The sequence below is a fragment of the Bradyrhizobium sp. Ken64 genome, from assembly GCF_055807555.1.
Map to the genome: position 1 here is coordinate 41,430 of NZ_JBVVPA010000002.1, position 15,115 is coordinate 56,544.

The window sequence follows — 15,115 nt, forward strand, 5'->3', positions numbered from 1 at the left end:
GCGCGGCCCACACCCTCAATGGAAATCGCGCGACGGCGGCAGGATGCGGACGTTGCGGGGATGGCGGATTTTTTGCGCGGGCGCATCCGTGTGGGCGCGGGGATCGTCGTTAAGCGGTTCGACCACAGTGGCGCCTGCCGGCACCGGATGCTTGCGGCCGAGGGCGTCGTTGGCGAGGCCGACCAGATCGTGCGAGCGGTCGATCATGCGCTGGGCAATGAGGTGCGTCACCTTTTCGGGGCTGCTCTGGATGTAGCCCTCGACCAGGATGAGGCGCGCGCCCATCACCTCCTTCCGGTACTGCTCCATGATCTTCGGCCACACCACGATATTGGCGATGCCGGTTTCGTCCTCCAGTGTCATGAACACGACGCCGCTGGCGCTGCCCGGCCGCTGCCGTACCAGCACGACGCCGGCACAGCGGACGCGGCGCCGCTCGTTCTCATGATTGATGTCCTTGCAGGCGACGATGCGCTCGCGCGTAAACATCTCGCGCAAAAATTCCATCGGATGCCCCTTCAGCGATAACCGAATGGTCTGATAGTCCGCGACCACCTGTTCGGCGCGCGGCATCACCGGCAACGGCCTGGCGTGCTCGTCCGGCTGCTCGCGTGCGGTGGCCACCTCGAACAGCGGCAGCGGAACATCGTCGGGCAGGCGACGCACCTGCCACAGCGCCTCGCGGCGGTCGAGCCCGAGCGAGCGGAACGCGTCGGCATCCGCCAGCAGGATCAGCGCGCGCTTGGGCAGGCCGGTGTCGCGGGCGAAGTCTTCCAGCGATGTGAAGGGCCGGCGGTTGCGGGCGGCGACGATGCGGTCGGCCCAGTCTTTCGACTTGTCATTCCGGGACGAGGCATGAGCGTCGAACCCGGAATCCACGCCTCCAGGCGTACGCGGTCCGATGGATTCCGCGCTCGCACCAAGCGGCGCGCCCACATTGCGCAATTGCCCAATGGGGAATGACGATTGGAGACATTTCAATCGCTCCTCATCCTCATCGAGCCAATGAAAACCGTCGATCTGGCGGAAGCCCAGACGCACGGCGCAATATTTGCCACTTCCTTCTTCCAGCGTGTTCTGCGCAAAGCTGTAGGACACATCGATATCGCGCACCTCGACGCCGTTCTTGCGAGCGTCGCTGACGATCTGCGCCGGGGCGTAAAAGCCCATCGGCTGCGAGTTCAGGAGGCCGCAGCAGAATGCATCAGGGTGATAATGCTTCAGCCATGAGGAGATATAGACAAGCTGCGCGAAGCTTGCGGCATGGCTCTCCGGAAAACCGTAGCTGCCAAAACCCTTGATCTGTTCGAAACAGTTTCTGGCAAAATCAGGCGCATAACCGCGCGCGATCATGTTGCCGGTCATCTTGTCTTCGAACCTGCCGATGGTGCCGACATTGCGGAACGTTGCCATCGCACGGCGGAGGCCGTTGGCTTCCTCCGGCGTGAACTTCGCGGCCTCGATCGCGATCCGCATCGCCTGCTCCTGGAACAAGGGCACGCCGAGCGTCTTGTGCAGCACTCTGTAAAGCTCGTCCTTGTCGCCATGCTCCGGTGACGGCGATGGATAGTTCACTTTTTCCAAGCCGTTCCGCCGCCGCAAATAGGGATGCACCATGTCGCCCTGGATCGGTCCCGGCCGCACGATCGCGACCTCGATCACGAGATCGTAGAAGGTCCGTGGCTTCAGCCGGGGCAACATGTTCATCTGCGCGCGGCTCTCGACCTGGAACACGCCGAGCGACTCCCCGTCGCACAGCATGTCGTAAACTTTGGAATCATCCTGCGGGACGCTCGCCAGCATCCAGCGTTCACCCTTGTGCTGCTCGATCAGATCAAAGCACTTGCGGATGCAGGTCAGCATGCCCAGCGCGAGCACGTCGACCTTCATCATGCTGAGCGCGTCGACATCGTCCTTGTCCCATTCGATGAAGGTACGATCGTCCATCGCGGCGTTGCCGATCGGCACATAGGTGTCGAGCCGGTCTTGCGTGAGCACATAGCCGCCGACATGCTGGGACAGATGACGCGGGAATTCGATCAGCTCGGTCGCGAGCTCGACCGCGAGGTTGATCATGGAGTTTTGCGGATCGAGGCCGGCCTGCCTGACCTGCATGTCGTTGAGGCCCTTGCCCCAGCTGCCCCAGACGGTGTCGGCAAGTGCGGCGGTGACGTCCTCGGTCAGGCCCAGCGCCTTGCCGACGTCGCGGATGGCGCTACGCGGGCGATAATGAATGACGGTGGCGATGATCGCGGCGCGATGGCGGCCGTAACGCCGATACACATATTGCATCACCTCCTCGCGCCGCGAATGCTCGAAATCGACGTCGATGTCGGGCGGCTCCAGCCGCTCCTTGGAGATGAAGCGCTCGAACAGCAGATCGACCTTGGTCGGGTCGACCGAGGTGATGCCGAGCACGTAGCAGACCGCCGAATTAGCCGCCGATCCCCGCCCCTGGCACAAAATGTTCTGGCTGCGGGCGTAATGCACGATGTCGTGCACGGTAAGGAAGTAATGCGCGTATTTCAGCTCGGCGATCAGCGCGAGTTCTTTCTTCAGGGTGGCGCGCAGCTTGTCGTCGATCTCGCCATCGAAATATTTGTCGACACCGGCCCAGGTCAGATCCTCCAGATGCCCTTGCGCGGTCTTGCCCCGTGGTACCGGCTCATCCGGATACTGGTATTTGAGCTGGTCGAGCGAGAAGGGGACCTTGTCCGCAAAGCGCATAGTCTCCGCGATCGCCTCAGGGAAATCACGGAACAGGCGCGCCATCTCCCTGGGCGTCTTCAGGAACCGTTCTGCATTGGCTTCCAGCTTCCGGCCGACCGCCTCGATCGTGGTTTTCTCCCGGATGCAGGTCAGCACGTCCTGGAGGGGACGGCGCGCGGGGTGGTGATAGAGCACCTCGTTGGTCGCAAGCAGCGGCACTTTTGCTTTTGCGGCGAGATCATCGAGCTGCGCGAGGCGACGGCGGTCGTCGCCGCGATAGACCAGGCTCGCCGCCAGCCACACGCCCTCGGCACGGCTTGCCTTCAGCCTGGCGAGAATGTCCTGCGCTTGCGCCGCATCGAAGCGATGCGGCAGCGTCAGGATCAGGATCAGGAGCTGGCCTTCGGAAAACGCAAGGAGATCGGCGAAGGTGAGATGGCATTCGCCCTTCGCGATCCGCGTGATGTCGTCGCCGCGCTTGCCCCTGGTGAGAAGCTGGCACAGCCGGCCATAGGCGGCGCGGTCGCGCGGATAGACCAGGATATCGGGCGTCCCATCGATGAAGACGATGCGCGTGCCGATCAGAAGCTTCGGCTTGTGCAGCACCTCGTCATTGTCGAGCTCCTTGTAGGCACGCACTACACCGGCGAGCGTGTTGTGATCGGCAATGCCGATCACGGGAATGCCGAGGATGCTGGCCTGATGCACATAGTCGCGCGGATCCGAGCCGCCGCGCAGGAAGGAGAAATTCGTGGTGATTCCGATCTCGGCATAAGCGGGCGTGTTCATGCGAAAAGGCCGTGCACATACCAACCGGGAGGAGCGGGCTTGCCGTCGCCGTCGAAGCACTCCCCCTCGTAAAGACCATCGCGAAAGATCCAGAAGCGCAGGCCTTCGGCATCCTCGATGCGGAAATAGTCCCGCGTCAGTTGCTTGCCGTCCTGCCGCCACCATTCCATGGCGATGCGCTCGGGGCCTTCCACCCGCACCACCGCATGCTGCGCGCGACGCCAGGTGAATTGATGCGGCGGCCCGTCGGGGACAGTCGCGAACGGCACATTGATCGGCTCAGGCTTGTCGAACAGCCGCAACGGACGCAGCGGCGGCTCACTCTTGGTGCGCGCGGGCCATTCGGCCTGCATCGCCACGGCGAGATGATGCTGGGCAGGCGCCGCCAGCACCGCACATTCAGGGATATGGGTATCCTCAGGCAGATGCACGACGACGCGCTTTCCGCCGATGCGCGCGGCGATGCGGTCGATCAGCGCGGCAAGCTCGTCATTGTCGTGGACATGGGCGTCGAGATCGCGCTGCTCCTGCACCACGATCTCGGTGCGGCTTGCCGACAGCCGCACCATGTCGAAGCCGAAGCCGGGATCGAGCGGATCGGCGAGTGCATCGAGACGCTCGCGGAACAGCCGGTCGACGACCGCGCTCCGCGTCACGGGGCGTCCGGTCTCGACCATGATGGCGCGCACCGCGCCGTCGGTCCGGAAGAAGGTGGCCTCCAGCCGGCGCGCGCCCTTGCCCTGCTTCTCCATCGACGCGATCAACGTGTCGGCGAGGCGCAACAGCGTCATCGCGATCATGGTGTCGGTCGCGATCGGCTCGGCAAAGCGTTTCTCCACGATGTAATCGGGCAGCGGCTTTCGTGGATTGATCGGCGCATCGCCCTGCCCCAGCGCATGCGCGAGCAACGTGGAGAACCGCGCACCGAACCGCGCCGTGATTTCGCTCGGCGTGCGCGAGGCGACATCGCCGATGGTTTTCAGGCCGGCGCGGCGCAGGCCGGTGCTGATAGTCTCGCCCGCGCCGAGCGCGGACACCGGAAACCGGCTGATTGCCGCCGCCTCCCCGCCATCGGCAACGATGGTCCCTGAAGATTGCCGCGTCAGCGTGCGCGCGCAGACCGAGGTGCCGGCGATCGCCGCGCTGACGGCAAAGCCCTGGCGATCGAGGGCACGGACAAGGGTTTGCAACAGCGCAGCCTCGCCGCCAAACAGATGCGCGCAGCCGGTGATGTCGAGAAACAGCCCGTGTGGCGGATCGAGCGCCACCAGCGGCGTGAAGCGGTCGCACCAGTCGGCGATGTCGCCGATCGTCTTCGCATCAGCCACGGCATCGGCGTCGAACACCTTTAGATCCGGACACATCGCCCGGGCATTGGCCAGGGGCTGGCCGATATACAGACCGAGGCGCTCGGCGGCGTCGTCCAGCGCATGGATCACCAACGCGTTGCTGTCCTTGATGACGACGATGCTCGGATCATTGGTTCTACCCAGCCCGACGCCGTCGAAGAACCGCTGGATCCGGTCGATGGGCAGGCGCGGCAGCCACAGGCTGAGGATACGCCGACGATTCAGAGAACTGGCACTCATCACATTTCCATTCCATGATCCACCGGCCGCAGGGGCCATGACGATTGCGCAGGAGCTCGGCATCGAAGCGCGGCGCGCCCCAGGCACTCCACACCGGCCCCGGCGGCGAATGCGCCGCGCGAAGCATCCATCTGGTCTCGGCGGTCGAGGGCAAGGGTTGCGCGGCCATCCGCAGCAGCAAACCGGTGACACCGGAAGATTGCGCAGCCAGCGTCAGCTTGCGGCTCGCTACGAGATCGAACTGCCTGGTCTCACCCCAGAGCTCGAGCACGACCGCGCCCAGCGCGTCGCAGGCGAGCGCATCGGCCGACGTGCGCAGGGCACTCTCCACGTCGGCAGCGCGTACCATCACCATGCGGCGCGGATCGAGACCGATCTCGGCGAGCCCGCTCATCGACAGCGCACCGGTTTCAATGTCTGAAAAATCCTGCCGCACCCACAGCAGTGGCTTGCGCACCGTCACGCGCCCCGCAAGGCCGGTGACAAAGCCGGTCGCGGCTGCGCCCTGGCGTCCTTCGCAAAATACCTCGTGGATTGCCGCGCGCGCGAGCCCGCCCTTCAGCGCGCTGTCGGCCTCGCTATGGCCGAGCGCGACACGGTCACGATGATGCACGACCTCCGCCGTCTCGATGCGCTCGATCTGGCCGCGCAAGGCTGCAAGCGCGCTTGTTCGTGCGCCGCTCATATACGCCGCTCCTCAAGGGTGATTGCCGATGGCTCTCAAAAAGAGAACCAGCGGCTAGCTCATTTGTTCATGATATGTTCTAATATAAAGCTAACGACGCCCCGGGAGTCAATCGAATTGGCGGGCCTTGGGATTCATGAGCTGAATCAAAGGGATTCCAACTATGGACGTGCAACGCAAGCTGGAAATCCTGGCGGACGCCGCCAAGTACGACGCGTCCTGCGCCTCCAGCGGCACCGAGAGGCGGGATTCCAGCGACGGCAAGGGCATGGGCTCGACTGCGCCCGGCATGGGCATTTGCCATTCCTACGCGCCGGACGGCCGCTGCATCTCGCTGCTCAAAGTGCTGCTGACCAACGCCTGCAATTACGATTGCCTCTATTGCGTCAACCGCGCCTCTTCCAATGTGCCGCGTGCCCGCTTCACCATCGACGAAGTGGTCAAGCTGACGCTCGACTTCTACCGGCGCAATTACATCGAGGGGCTGTTTCTCTCCTCCGGCATCATCCGCAACCCCGACTACACCATGGAGCAGGTGGTGAGCGTTGCGCGCAAACTGCGCGAGGAGCATCACTTCCGCGGCTACATCCATCTCAAGACTATCCCCGAGGCCGACGATGCATTGATCTCCGAGGCCGGCAAATATGCCGACCGTCTCTCCATCAACATCGAGATGCCGCAGGAGACGAGCCTACAGCAATTCGCGCCCGAGAAAGACGTGCGCGCGATCCGCCGCACCATGGGCCGGCTGCGGCTGAAGCTGGACGAGGCCGAGGAAAGCCGCAGCGCGAAGACGAAAGCCAAGCCGCAGCGCTTCGCGCCGGCCGGCCAGAGCACGCAGATGATCGTCGGCGCCGACGCGGCCTCCGACCACACCATCCTCCACACCAGCGCCAATCTCTACGGTTCATATCGGCTGAGGCGCGTCTATTATTCCGCGTTCAGCCCGATCCCCGATGCCAGTCGCGCGCTGCCTCTGCGCGCGCCGCCCTTGCTGCGCGAGCACCGACTCTATCAGGCCGATTGGCTGATGCGGTTCTACGGCTTCGACGTCGGGGAGATCGTCGACGACAGCGCGATGCTGCCGCTCGACATCGATCCAAAACTCGCCTGGGCGCTGCGCCACCGCGACCGCTTCCCGCTCGACGTCAACCGCGCCAGCCGCGAGGAATTGTTGCGCGTGCCGGGCTTCGGCACCAAGGCGGTCGAGCGCATCATCGCGGCGCGCCGCACGACCACGATCCGTGTCGCCGATCTCGCGCGGCTGCATGTGCCCCGCAACAAGGCGCTGCCGTTCATCGTCCTCAGCGATCACCGGCCTGCGCCGCATCGCCTCGACGAGGCACGGCTGATCGAACGGTTCAAGCCGAAGGCAACACAACTGGGATTTGGCTTCTGATGCAGTACATCACCCTCGATAGCGAAACCGATTTCGACGGCTGGCGCAAAGCCGCGCGTAGCCTCGTGCTTCATCAGGTGAAACCGGCCGATGTCACCTGGGCCGTGCAGGGCGGCGAAGCGGAGCTGTTCGCGACGCCCTCGCCGTCTCCGCTGCCGGCGGCTGGCGACGGCACCTTCAACGTGCCTGCAAAATTCGTCGAGCTCGCCAAGGCCGCGATCCTGCATCGCGATCCCGAGCGTTTCGCGATCCTCTATCGCCTGCTGTTTCGGCTGAAGAACAATCACGATCTCACCGAGGTCGCGACCGATGCCGATGTCGCGCAAGTCATGGCCATGGCAAAGGCGGTCTACCGCGACGAGCACAAGATGCATGCCTTCGTGCGCTTCCGCGAGATCGGCAGGGAACGTGAAGCACACTACGTTGCGTGGTTCGAGCCGGAGCATCACATCGTCGAGCTCGCCGCGCCGTTCTTCGCCAAGCGCTTTGCCGACATGCCCTGGTCGATCCTGACGCCGGACCTCTGCGCGCATTGGGATGGCCATGCGCTCTCGTTCACATCAGGCGTCAGCAAGAGCGAGGCGCCGAGCGAAGACCGGCTGGAGGACACCTGGCGGCGCTACTACGCCAGCATCTTCAATCCCGCCCGCCTGAAGGTGAAGGCGATGCAAACGGAAATGCCGAAGAAATATTGGAGGAACCTGCCCGAGGCTTCGATCATTAAGCCTCTGATCGAGGATGCCGAGCGCATGACCGGCGCCATGATCGCCAATGCCGCAACCGATCCGCACAAGCCTCAAAAGCGGCCGGAGGCTCCGATGAAACGCAAGACCGCTATCGACGATCTCGAAGCGCTCCGCGAGGAGGCCGCCCACTGCCGCGCCTGCCATCTCTACAAGGACGCCACCCAGACCGTGTTCGGCGAGGGTCCGAAGTCCGCCAATATCATGCTGGTCGGCGAGCAGCCCGGCGACAAGGAAGACCTCGCGGGCCATCCCTTCGTCGGTCCGGCCGGCCAGATGCTCGACAAGGCACTGCAGGAGGCCGGCGTCGACCGCAAGAAGGTCTATGTCACCAACGCGGTGAAACACTTCAAATTCGTGCCGCGCGGCAAAATCCGCCTGCATCAGAAGCCGAACACGCCGGAGATAAAGGCCTGCCGGCAGTGGTACGAGCGGGAAGTCTCCGTCATCCAGCCCGATCTCATCGTCGCGATGGGCGCGACCGCCGCGCAGAGCGTGTTCGGCAAGATCACCCCGATCGGAAAGAACCGTGGCCGGCTCATAGACCTGCCCGACGGTTACAAGGCGCTGGTGACGGTGCACCCGTCCTATCTGCTGCGGCTGCCCGATCCGGAAGCCAAGGCGCTGGAATATCAGCGCTTTGTCGAAGACCTGAAGATCGTCGCCGGTTTGCAGAAGAAAGCCGCGCGCGCCGCCTGAATACGAGCGGGAAAACGGCTTTCAAGCCTCGGTTGTCATCCAGCCTTCAAATCCATCGAGGACAATAGCCCTTACAGAAAGTTAAGGGGCGTTCAGACATGACCGATGTTGCATTCGACCGCGCGGTAGCCGATCCCGCGCCGATCCAGCCGGCCTCGCGGCCAAATCTCGACAAGGGCTTCAATCCGCTGACGATGATCCTGTTCTTCGGCATCCTTGCCGCGGGCCTGCTCTATGTGGCCTACAGCATCTATGCCGACGTCGATGCGACCGGCACCAGGGTCACGAGCTACCTGCCCTTCATCCTCCTGTTCGTCGCGCTCTTGATCGCGCTCGGCTTCGAGTTCGTCAACGGCTTCCACGACACCGCCAACGCGGTCGCGACCGTGATCTACACCCACTCGCTGCCGGCCGAAGTTGCGGTGATGTGGTCGGGCTTCTTCAACTTCCTCGGCGTGTTGCTCTCGTCCGGCGCGGTCGCCTTCGGCATCGTCTCGCTGCTGCCGGTCGAGCTGATCCTGCAAGTCGGCTCCAGCGCCGGTTTCGCGATGGTGTTCGCGCTGCTGATCGCCGCGATCCTTTGGAACCTCGGCACCTGGTACTTCGGCCTGCCGGCCTCCTCCTCGCACACGCTGATCGGCTCGATCATCGGCGTCGGCGTCGCCAACGCGCTGATGCGCGGCCGCGACGGCACCTCGGGCGTGGACTGGGGCAAGGCCACCGAGATCGGCTATGCGCTTCTGCTGTCGCCGCTGGTCGGCTTCGTCTGCGCCGCCGGCCTGCTGCTGCTGCTCAAGCTGATCATCAAGAACCCAGCGCTCTATGCCGCCCCCGAGGGTAACAAAGCCCCGCCAATCTGGATTCGCGGCCTGCTGATCCTGACCTGCACCGGCGTCAGCTTCGCCCACGGTTCGAACGACGGCCAGAAGGGCATGGGCCTGATCATGCTGATCCTGATCGGCACCGTGCCCACGGCCTATGCGCTCAACCGCGCCTTGCCGGAGTCGCAGGTCGCCCAGTTCGCGAAGGTCTCGGAAGCCGCCTCCAAGGTGGTTGCGGCCAAGGGCGCCGGTCACGCGATCATCGGCGATCCCCGTCCCGTGGTGACGCAGTACATCACCTCGCACCACATCAGCGAAGGCACCTATCCCTCGCTGTCGGTGCTGGTGAAGGATGTCGGCGAGCAGGTCGCGAAATACGGTTCGCTGAACAAGGTGCCGGCGGAAGTCGTCGGCAACACCCGCAACGACATGTACCTGACCTCGGAAGCGATCCGCTTCCTGATGAAGGACAAGGAAAACGACCTCAGCAAGGAAGAGGTCGCGACCTTGAACGCCTACAAGGGCGGGCTCGACAGCGCGACCAAGTTCATCCCGACCTGGGTGAAGGTCGCGGTCGCCATCGCGCTCGGCCTCGGCACCATGATCGGCTGGAAGCGCATCGTCGTCACCGTCGGTGAGAAGATCGGCAAGACCCATCTCACCTACGCGCAGGGTGCCTCCGCCGAGCTCGTCGCCGCCGCCACGATCGGCGCCGCCGACGTGTTCGGCCTGCCGGTCTCGACCACCCACGTGCTGTCGTCCGGCGTCGCCGGCACCATGGCCGCGAACGGTTCAGGTCTCCAGGTCGCCACCATCAGGAACATGGTGATGGCCTGGGTGCTGACCTTGCCGGTCGCGATCCTGTTGTCAGGCACGCTGTACGTGATCTTCTCGCGGATCTTCTGAGCTCTTTCCCTCTCCCCGTTCTTACGGGGAGAGGGTCAGGGTGAGGGGCTGCTTCCGCGATCGCGGTGAGAGACGGACTCGCGGAGAGTCCCCCTCACCCGGAATTCAAGCTGCGCTTGAATTCCGACCTCTCCCCGCAAGCGGGGCGAGGTGAAGTAAGAGCCTTACGACGCCGCGAGCGACTCCTCGACCAGCTTGACCCAATACGACGTGCCGTAAACGATCGCCTCGTCGTCGAAATTGTAGGCGGGGTGATGCAGGCCGGCGCTATCGCCGTTGCCGCAGAAGATGAAGGCGCCGGGGCGCGCTTCCAGCATATAGGCGAAATCCTCGCCGCCCATCAGCGGCGACATCTCGAGCACATTGGCCTCGCCCGCAACTTGCCCCGCGATGCGACGCGCAATCTCGGTCTCCGCGGCGTGATTGTTCACCACGGGATAATTCCGCTTGTAGTGCAGGTCGATCTTGGCGCCGGTGATCTGCGCCACGCCCGCCACGACCTCGTGCACGCGCTTCTCCACCAGCTTGCGCACCTCGGGCGACAGCGTGCGGATGGTGCCCCTCAGTGTCGCGGTTTGTGGAATCACGTTGCGGGCATTGCCCGCGTGGAACTCGCAGATCGAGATCACGGCCGATTCCAACGGATCGACGCTGCGCGCGACGATCGACTGCAGCGCCGTGATCACCTGTGCGCCGACCAGAACGGAATCGACACATTTGTGCGGCCGCGCGGCATGGCCGCCGAGACCCTCGATCATGATATCGACCTCGTCGGTCGCCGCCATGATCGGACCCGGCCGGATCGCGAACGAGCCGACCGGGATGCCCGGACCGTTGTGCATGCCGTAGACCTGCTCGATGCCGAAGCGCTCCATCATTCCGTCCTTGACCATGGCCAAGCCGCCGGCGCCCCCCTCCTCGGCCGGCTGGAAGATCACCACCGCATCGCCGGCGAAGTTGCGGGTCTCGGCGAGATAACGCGCAGCACCGAGCAGCATCGCGGTGTGGCCGTCATGACCGCAGGCGTGCATCTTGCCCGGGGTCTTCGAAGCGTAAGGCAGGTTGGTCTGTTCCTCGACCGGTAGCGCATCCATGTCGGCACGCAGGCCGATGGCCTTGAGGCCCTCGCCGGCCGGCTTGCTGCCCTTGATCACGCCGACCACGCCGGTCTGGCCGATGCCCGTCACGACCTCATCGCAGCCGAATTCGCGCAGGCGGTCCGCGACGAATGCTGCGGTGCGGTGGACGTCGTAGAGCAGCTCCGGATACTGGTGGATGTCCCGGCGCCAGGCCTGAATATCGGGTTGAAGGTCGGCGACGCGGTTCACGATGGGCATGGAGGGGTCTCGGGGTTTATTGAAAATGCAGGCCTGTCTACCATGCAAGCACCAGTCCACCCAACTGGCGGAGGGTCTGGGGTAGCTCTGTCCTCTCGTCATGGCCGGGCTTGTCCCGGCCATCCACGTCTGACTATTAGAACGGAAAGCGCGTGGATGCCCGGGACAATCCCGCGCATGACGCCTGTCGGGTGGAAGCAGAATGCCAAGGCGGCTCGAAGGTGAGTTTGACTACATTGTCGTTGGGGCCGGCACGGCGGGCTGCATCCTCGCCAACCGGCTGTCCGCCAATTCCAGCAATCGCGTCCTCGTCCTCGAAGCCGGCGGCGACGACAACTGGATCTGGTTCCACATTCCCGTCGGCTATCTCTTCGCCATCGGCAATCCGCGCTCGGACTGGATGTTCAGGACCGAGGCCGAGCCCGGCCTGAACGGCCGCTCGCTCGCTTATCCCCGTGGCAAGGTGATCGGCGGCTCTTCGGCGATCAACGCCATGATCTCGATGCGTGGACAGGCCGCCGATTACGATCACTGGCGCCAGCTCGGCATGACCGGCTGGGGTTATGACGATTTGCTGCCGCTGTTCAAACGGCTCGAGGATCACTTCCTCGGCGCGAGCGAGCACCACGGCGCCGGCGGCGGCTGGCGCATCGAGGCGCCGCGGCTGTCCTGGGACGTCCTGGATGCGGTGGGCGATGCGGCCGAGGAGATGGGCGTCAAGCGCATCCCGGATTTCAATACCGGCGACAACGAAGGCACCAGCTATTTCCACGTCAATCAGAAGCGCGGCCGACGCTGGTCGTCGGCGCGCGGCTTCCTCAAGCCGGTCCTGAGCCGCCCGAACCTGCGGCTCGAAAAGCATGTGCTGGTCGATCGTCTGATCATCGAACAGGGCCGCGCCCTCGGCGTGCGCTTCATCCAGAATGGCGAGATCATCGAGGCGCGTGCCAAACGCGAGGTGATCCTCTCGGCAGGCGCGATCGGCTCGGTGCAGGTGCTGCATCGCTCCGGCATCGGACCCGCCGATTGGCTATCCCCGCTCGGCATAGACATCGTGATGGACAAGCCCGGCATCGGCCGCAATCTGCAGGATCATCTGCAGCAGCGCGCGATCTACAAGGTCGAGGGCGTGCGCACCCTGAACGAGACCTATTACAACCTGGTTCGACGCGGCCTGATGGGCCTCGACTACGCCTTCCGCCGCCGCGGGCCGCTGACGATGGCGCCGTCGCAGCTCGGCATCTTCACCCGCTCCGATGCGACGCGCGCACGCGCCAACATCCAGTTCCACGTGCAACCGCTATCGCTCGACAAGTTCGGCGATCCCCTGCACCGCTTCCCCGCGATCACGGTGAGCGCCTGCAATCTCCAGCCGACATCGCGCGGTACCGTACGTCTGCGTTCGGCAGCGCCGGACGAGAAGCCAATCATCGCGCCGAATTATCTTTCAACGGATGACGACCGTCAGGTCGGCGCCGATGCCATCCGCACCACCCGCCGCCTGATGCAGCAGAAGGCGCTGGCAAAATACCGCCCGAGCGAATATCTGCCCGGCCCCGCCGTCGGTGATGACGATGCCTCGCTCGCCAAGGCCGCCGGCGACATCGGCACCACCATCTTCCATCCCGTCGGCACCGCGAAGATGGGCGCGGTGAGCGATCCGATGGCGGTGGTCGACGAACGCCTGCGCTTCTACGGTCTCGGCGGCCTTCGCATTGTCGATGCCTCGATCATGCCGACCATCACGTCGGGCAACACCAACACGCCGACCGCGATGATCGCCGAGAAAGGCGCGACGATGATTTTGGAAGATACGAAGTGAATGCGTAGCCTGATGGGACGAGGCGAAATCCGCGAGAGGACGCTCGATTGGTCCCGTATTCCGCTACGCTCCATACGGGTTACGCGTCCAACCACCTCACGAAAACGTCATCGCGTCCGGGAATAAGTCCCCTCCTCCCGCAATCACCTCCCCGAAGCCCAATTCCGGGCGAAGTGGAGCTGCGCGATGAGCGGACATGATCACGGCGAGGACGGCTCGAGCCGCCGCAAGGTGTTGGAATGCATGACCTGGGCCGGCACCGGGGTGCTCTGGACCATCACCGGTGGCGTGCCGCGCTCGCTCGGCATCATCGATTCCGCGCAAGCTGCGACCGCGGCCGCGCCCGGAATGACCTTCCTCCAGATCAGCGACAGCCATGTCGGCTTCGACAAGCCGGCCAATCCCAACGCGCTCGGCACGCTGGAGGAAGCCGTCAACAAGATCAACGCGATGCCGGTCAAGCCGTCGTTCATGATTCACACTGGCGACATCACGCATCTCTCCAAGGCCGCCGAGTTCGACAATGCCGATCGCATCATCTCGCAGAGCAAGCTCGACGTGCACTACGTGCCCGGCGAGCATGACTTCCTCGACGAGGACGTGAAGTTCTATCGCGAGCGCTACGGCCGCGGCACCAAGGGCGCGGGCTGGTATTCGTTCGATGCCGGCGGCGTGCACTTCATCGGCCTCGTCAATGTCGTCGACCTCAAAGCCGGAGGCCTCGGCAATCTCGGCGTCGAGCAGCTCGCCTGGCTCGAGGACGATCTGCGCGGCAAGTCGAAATCGACGCCGATCGTACTGTTCGCCCACATCCCGCTCTGGACCGTCTACCCCGAATGGGGCTGGGGCACCGAGGACGGCGCCCGCGCGCTGGAACAGGTGAAGGGCTTTGGTTCGGTCACCGTGCTGAACGGCCACATTCACCAGGTGATGCAGAAGGTCGAAGGCAACGTCACGTTCCATACCGCCCGCTCGACCGCCTTCCCGCAGCCGGCGCCGGGATCTGCCCCCTCGCCCGGACCGATGAAGGTCGAGGACGCAAAGCTCCGCGCGATGCTCGGCGTTGCCAGCATCAACTTCAAGCAGAATGAGCAGCGGCTCGCGATCATCGACACGCCGCTCCAGGGTTGATGCAGGACTAACGGAATCTGACAATGAAGACACTCGATCGCCGCGACCTCGGTGTCGCCTTCGGTCTCGCTTTGGCCGCGGCCATGCTGCTGCCCGCCACCATCGCCCATGCCGACGACATAGAGGTGCATATCGACAATTTCGTCTTCCAGCCGGCCGAGCTCAAGATCAAGGTCGGCACCACCGTGACCTGGACCAACCGGGACGACATCCCCCACACCGTGGTGTCGGCCGGCAAATTCAGGTCCAAGACCCTGGACACTGACGACAAGTTCTCGTTCACCTTCACCAATGCGGGCGACTACAAATATTTTTGTTCTCTGCACCCGCACATGACGGGGATGATCAAGGTTGAGTAACATCTCGAACCAAGGCATCAACGTCTTGCCCGGCCGGTGGTCCCACGTCGGCCGGGCTCGTGTGCCTTCGATCACACACACAGATAAGACGAACAGGGACGAAACGAACAGCGACGAAACGAAGCA

Annotated in this window: 10 protein-coding genes; 6 read left to right on the top strand and 4 right to left on the bottom strand. The window is 64.0% G+C overall.

From position 1 onward, the window contains the following. Positions 1–15: 15 nt before the first annotated feature. From AC0L2F_RS03450 to AC0L2F_RS03460, 3 genes are read right to left on the bottom strand one after another with little or no spacing between them, the layout of a single operon-like run. Positions 16–3,498, bottom strand: coding sequence for an error-prone DNA polymerase (locus tag AC0L2F_RS03450; protein WP_473247490.1), 3,483 nt, complete (start codon positions 3,496–3,498; stop codon positions 16–18). Further along, positions 3,495–5,087 (bottom strand): Y-family DNA polymerase, encoded by a 1,593-nt coding sequence (locus AC0L2F_RS03455; protein WP_473247491.1) that lies wholly within the window; start codon positions 5,085–5,087, stop codon positions 3,495–3,497. The genes AC0L2F_RS03450 and AC0L2F_RS03455 overlap by 4 nt, the downstream gene beginning before the upstream one ends. Further along, entirely contained in the window at positions 4,984–5,772 is a 789-nt protein-coding gene (locus tag AC0L2F_RS03460; protein ID WP_473247492.1) for an ImuA family protein, read from the bottom strand. The genes AC0L2F_RS03455 and AC0L2F_RS03460 overlap by 104 nt, the downstream gene beginning before the upstream one ends. 163 nt (positions 5,773–5,935) lie before the next feature. On the opposite strand from AC0L2F_RS03460, the gene AC0L2F_RS03465 reads away from it, so the two are divergent. The 3 genes from AC0L2F_RS03465 (at position 5,936) to AC0L2F_RS03475 (ending at position 10,340) form a co-directional block, all read left to right on the top strand. Then, complete coding sequence (locus tag AC0L2F_RS03465) at positions 5,936–7,171, top strand: putative DNA modification/repair radical SAM protein (RefSeq protein WP_473247493.1); 1,236 nt, start codon at positions 5,936–5,938, stop codon at positions 7,169–7,171. Continuing rightward, positions 7,171–8,613: a UdgX family uracil-DNA binding protein gene (locus AC0L2F_RS03470; protein WP_473247494.1), complete on the top strand. Its 1,443-nt coding sequence runs from the start codon at positions 7,171–7,173 to the stop codon at positions 8,611–8,613. Before AC0L2F_RS03465 ends, AC0L2F_RS03470 begins: the two co-directional genes overlap by 1 nt. Positions 8,614–8,711: 98 nt before the next feature. Then, on the top strand, positions 8,712–10,340 hold the full coding sequence (locus tag AC0L2F_RS03475; protein ID WP_473247495.1) for an inorganic phosphate transporter: 1,629 nt from the start codon (positions 8,712–8,714) through the stop codon (positions 10,338–10,340). A gap of 164 nt (positions 10,341–10,504) precedes the next feature. Here AC0L2F_RS03475 and AC0L2F_RS03480 read toward each other — a convergent pair whose 3' ends face one another. After that, positions 10,505–11,677 carry a M20 aminoacylase family protein gene (locus tag AC0L2F_RS03480; protein ID WP_007608109.1) on the bottom strand — a complete coding sequence of 391 codons (1,173 nt, stop codon included), beginning with the start codon at positions 11,675–11,677 and terminating at the stop codon, positions 10,505–10,507. Between the two features lie 202 nt (positions 11,678–11,879). On the opposite strand from AC0L2F_RS03480, the gene AC0L2F_RS03485 reads away from it, so the two are divergent. From AC0L2F_RS03485 to AC0L2F_RS03495, 3 genes are all read left to right on the top strand, one after another. Continuing rightward, positions 11,880–13,499, top strand: coding sequence for a GMC family oxidoreductase (locus tag AC0L2F_RS03485; protein ID WP_473247496.1), 1,620 nt, complete (start codon positions 11,880–11,882; stop codon positions 13,497–13,499). Between the two features lie 186 nt (positions 13,500–13,685). Continuing rightward, positions 13,686–14,630 carry a metallophosphoesterase family protein gene (locus tag AC0L2F_RS03490; RefSeq protein WP_473247498.1) on the top strand — a complete coding sequence of 315 codons (945 nt, stop codon included), beginning with the start codon at positions 13,686–13,688 and terminating at the stop codon, positions 14,628–14,630. 23 nt (positions 14,631–14,653) lie between these two features. After that, positions 14,654–14,989, top strand: coding sequence for a cupredoxin domain-containing protein (locus AC0L2F_RS03495; protein WP_473247499.1), 336 nt, complete (start codon positions 14,654–14,656; stop codon positions 14,987–14,989). Positions 14,990–15,115 lie beyond the last annotated feature (126 nt).

Excerpts from the sequence above, each read along its gene's own strand:
- AC0L2F_RS03480 (WP_007608109.1), bottom strand. The coding sequence starts at position 11,677 with ATGCCCATCGTGAACCGCGTCGCCGACCTTCAACCCGATATTCAGGCC.
- AC0L2F_RS03460 (WP_473247492.1), bottom strand. The coding sequence starts at position 5,772 with ATGAGCGGCGCACGAACAAGCGCGCTTGCAGCCTTGCGCGGCCAGATC.
- AC0L2F_RS03450 (WP_473247490.1), bottom strand. The coding sequence starts at position 3,498 with ATGAACACGCCCGCTTATGCCGAGATCGGAATCACCACGAATTTCTCC.
- AC0L2F_RS03455 (WP_473247491.1), bottom strand. The coding sequence starts at position 5,087 with ATGAGTGCCAGTTCTCTGAATCGTCGGCGTATCCTCAGCCTGTGGCTG.
- AC0L2F_RS03490 (WP_473247498.1), top strand. The coding sequence starts at position 13,686 with ATGAGCGGACATGATCACGGCGAGGACGGCTCGAGCCGCCGCAAGGTG.
- AC0L2F_RS03495 (WP_473247499.1), top strand. The coding sequence starts at position 14,654 with ATGAAGACACTCGATCGCCGCGACCTCGGTGTCGCCTTCGGTCTCGCT.
- AC0L2F_RS03475 (WP_473247495.1), top strand. The coding sequence starts at position 8,712 with ATGACCGATGTTGCATTCGACCGCGCGGTAGCCGATCCCGCGCCGATC.
- AC0L2F_RS03470 (WP_473247494.1), top strand. The coding sequence starts at position 7,171 with ATGCAGTACATCACCCTCGATAGCGAAACCGATTTCGACGGCTGGCGC.
- AC0L2F_RS03465 (WP_473247493.1), top strand. The coding sequence starts at position 5,936 with ATGGACGTGCAACGCAAGCTGGAAATCCTGGCGGACGCCGCCAAGTAC.
- AC0L2F_RS03485 (WP_473247496.1), top strand. The coding sequence starts at position 11,880 with ATGCCAAGGCGGCTCGAAGGTGAGTTTGACTACATTGTCGTTGGGGCC.